This window comes from Candidatus Hepatincolaceae symbiont of Strigamia maritima, from assembly GCF_055505085.1.
The window spans coordinates 1-3,099 of sequence record NZ_DBKDTU010000052.1; the positions used below are offsets into that span (position 1 = coordinate 1).

Annotated in this window: 4 protein-coding genes; all 4 read left to right on the plus strand. The window is 26.0% G+C overall.

Annotated elements, in window-relative coordinates; genetic code table 11:
* Positions 1 to 216 precede the first annotated feature (216 nt).
* The 4 genes from ACQCX0_RS01190 to ACQCX0_RS01205 all read left to right on the plus strand — a co-directional run bounded on the left by ACQCX0_RS01190 (position 217) and on the right by ACQCX0_RS01205 (position 2,941).
* Complete coding sequence (locus tag ACQCX0_RS01190) at positions 217 to 342, plus strand: hypothetical protein (RefSeq protein WP_462562294.1); 126 nt, start codon at positions 217 to 219, stop codon at positions 340 to 342.
* A gap of 122 nt (positions 343 to 464) precedes the next feature.
* Positions 465 to 851, plus strand: coding sequence for a hypothetical protein (locus ACQCX0_RS01195; RefSeq protein ID WP_462562295.1), 387 nt, complete (start codon positions 465 to 467; stop codon positions 849 to 851).
* Positions 852 to 905: 54 nt separating this feature from the next.
* Positions 906 to 1,667 carry a tetratricopeptide repeat protein gene (locus ACQCX0_RS01200; protein WP_462562296.1) on the plus strand — a complete coding sequence of 254 codons (762 nt, stop codon included), beginning with the start codon at positions 906 to 908 and terminating at the stop codon, positions 1,665 to 1,667.
* A gap of 98 nt (positions 1,668 to 1,765) precedes the next feature.
* A complete protein-coding gene (locus ACQCX0_RS01205) occupies positions 1,766 to 2,941 on the plus strand; it encodes an MFS transporter (RefSeq protein WP_462562298.1) in 1,176 nt (391 codons plus the stop codon).
* Positions 2,942 to 3,099: the final 158 nt, after the last annotated feature.

A 3,099-nucleotide genomic window follows, 5' to 3' on the forward strand; every position in this document is an offset into this window, starting at 1 on the left:
GTATAATTACCATATTTTTTATTGTACTAAATAATAAAATATAATACCATTTAGATTCAATAGTAAATAACGGGGGTAAATTATGAAATTTGTAAAACAAAAACCGACTCTGAAAAAAGTTAATTTTGACGTTATGTATAATAATAAATAATTATTATCAAATATCTCTAGTACTATTTAATTACTAAATAGTACTAGCTTTTCAAAGTTATTATTATGTTGTTTTATCAAAAAACTAATCTTTTAGAAGTAATGCCAACGCTATTTTTAAGAGAATTTCTAAGAACTTATGTTAGTTTGGAAAAAATCCCCAAACCCCTAAAACAATTTTATATCCCTTAGAACAAACTAATATAAATTCTAAGTTTTATTCCTTAACTGATAGTATTATACCAAATGAGAGAATTAGATTTATCTTAAAAAATAGAGTATTACGTTTTGCTAATCAGATTACTCATATTTTAGTGGCTAATTCCTGTACAACTATAGAGTTAAATCTCTCCTTAATTAGTCATGAATTTATAAAATCTTTTACAGAGAGTTGTACTAAATTAGGTATTAAAATTATTCTAAAAAATGAAACTACCTTTGAGAAATTTACCTTAACACAAAATGAAATAAAGTTAGTAGAGTGTTTATGCTCCCCTAATCTAGTAGTAAAACAGCGATTATTAAATTTTATATATCAGTATACCTATAGCGGGGATATTTTTACAGCTAATTATTTAATAGAAGTCATACTCTCTTACCAAGAATTAGATAATAATTTGTTAAAAAAGTATTATAACTTATTCGGATTAGTTAAAAACTCCTTATATTTAAGTATTGAGGCAGAATTCTTCTATAAATAAGCCCTACTTAATAGTTTAGTAACAGAAAAAATTAAAGCCTGTTATTTATTAGGAATGCTCTTTGCACGGCATTATAATTCTCTATTTTTATCTTTAACCTTAAGTAAAAAATATCTTAATCAAGGTTTAGCACTACTGAAAAAACATAGAGCTGAATTTAGTGAAAAAGATTACATATTTCAAGAGATTTTTAATCGCAACGGTTATGCTTTATTACAAATTAGGGAAGAAAAATTTCCACAGGCAATTGCATTTCTAAAAAAAGCTATTAAATTATTAACAATTAAATTAATACAAAATAAAGAACCAAATAAAAACTGTGCTATACATATGCATAAAACCGTACTACTCTATAATTTAGCTAGAGCTTATTCTTTAACTAACAATTTAAAGAAATCTCTAAATACTTACTTAGAATTAATAGAATTAGATCCTAATTATCCTGAGTATTTAAACGAATTAGCACTAATTTATTTTAAACTAGGTAACAAAATAGAAGCTTTAAAATATTTACACTTAGCAATTACTAAAGACCCTTATTATGCAGATAGTTATTATAATTTTAGTATATTTTATAGTGATAATATTTATTTAGCCTATAAGTATGCAAAATTTGCCTATGAGCATTCTTCTGAAGAATCTATTTTATATAATTACTTATACAATTCTGCCCAACATAATTTATATAATCAAGTTATTAACAGTAATTTTAATCTAGGAACTGAATACTTAAAAGATTATCTAATCTTATTAGCAGAAGCTTATACTTTTTTAAACAACAAAGAATTAGTGCTAAAATTAATTCTAGATACTTAAAATATTTGGCAGAACGACCCTACCCTTAAAATCAATGCCGAAAAATTATTATAGGCATAATTATAGGAATAAATTCTAAGAAACTTCTCAGAAAAATTATTTTTTTTAACTTCTTTTTTTTAGGAGCGATGAGTGCTTCTAGATTAATTTTTCCCCTATATTTAGAGAGTATTGATAAGTTTTATTATTTTTCTATCTCCTATGCTACTATGGCTTTTGTGGGTTCTTCTTCTTTATTTTTAGTGAAACTCTACCAAAAAACCTATAAAGCTTCTTTGGTAATACTGTTAGGAATTATACTCTATAGTTTATGGCTTGCTCTACGAGCATTTCCTCTACATATAATTATAATGATTCTCAGTGGCTTTAGTGCCGGTTTGGGAGCTTCTTTAGTCATATTGGGGAGTAACTTTTGGTATTTAGAATTTGATAAAAATACAGCAAGAACTAGTGCTATATCAATAATTAAGGGTTGGGAACATTTAATTCAAGTTATTTTTATTTTAAGTTCGGGAGTTTTACTCTATCTATTTGCCCATAGGAATATTTCTCAATATCAGGTAATTTTGTTATTAACTAGCCTAATTAATCTCTTAGCAATATTTTTTATTCCTAAAATTACCGAGATATCACAACAAGTAATTCAAAATAAAAATAATTCCTCCATTGCAAACTCTACTATCTCACTGAGCTTTAAAAAAGCATTCCTCTTAAATAAACGTACTTCTCTCATATTAATAATTTATGCAGCTTTTGGAGGATTCTTTACAGCCCTTAGTCTCCCTTTGCTCCCTATTTATTTAAAAAACACTGCAATTTCAAAAACTCTCATTGCCCCATTCTTAGCTTTGGCTATTTTAATAGGAGCAATTTTACAAATATTCTTTAGTAGGTTAGTTGCTACTGCTAATCAGAATAAATATTATATTATATTATCTTGTATCGTAAGCTTTTTGCTATTTAGCCTTTTCTACAGTAATACCTTAGTTTATTTTGCATTTTTTTTTATTATATTATTTAGAATTTTTTGGGTGGTTTTACAAACTATTTCTAAAGTAATAGAAGTAGACATTGCGGAACAATGTAGTTCTGCTTATGTATTCGGCTTATTACAAAGTTCCTTTTTACTAGGTGATATTATAGGTGGTAGCATCTCTTTTTTAGTCCTAAAAAATATATCTAATAACTTATTGCTAATCATTAGCTTAGCTTTATTATTTTTATTTAGTCGTCTAATTATTCTGTTAAACCCTAAAATAAATATCTTAAACTAAGATCCTATAGCTTCTATTTTACAATTAATAATACTTATTATTTCTACATTATTTTCTAAAGTAAGAAATATTTTCTTTAGAATTATAAACAGTCGTATTATCATCTCCGATTACACTGTAGATCGGAAGAGCGTCGTGTAGGGAAAGAGTGTAGATCT

Coding starts and splice junctions, on each gene's coding strand:
- ACQCX0_RS01190 (WP_462562294.1), top strand. CDS start 217: ATGTTGTTTTATCAAAAAACTAATCTTTTAGAAGTAATGCCAACGCTA.
- ACQCX0_RS01200 (WP_462562296.1), top strand. CDS start 906: ATGCTCTTTGCACGGCATTATAATTCTCTATTTTTATCTTTAACCTTA.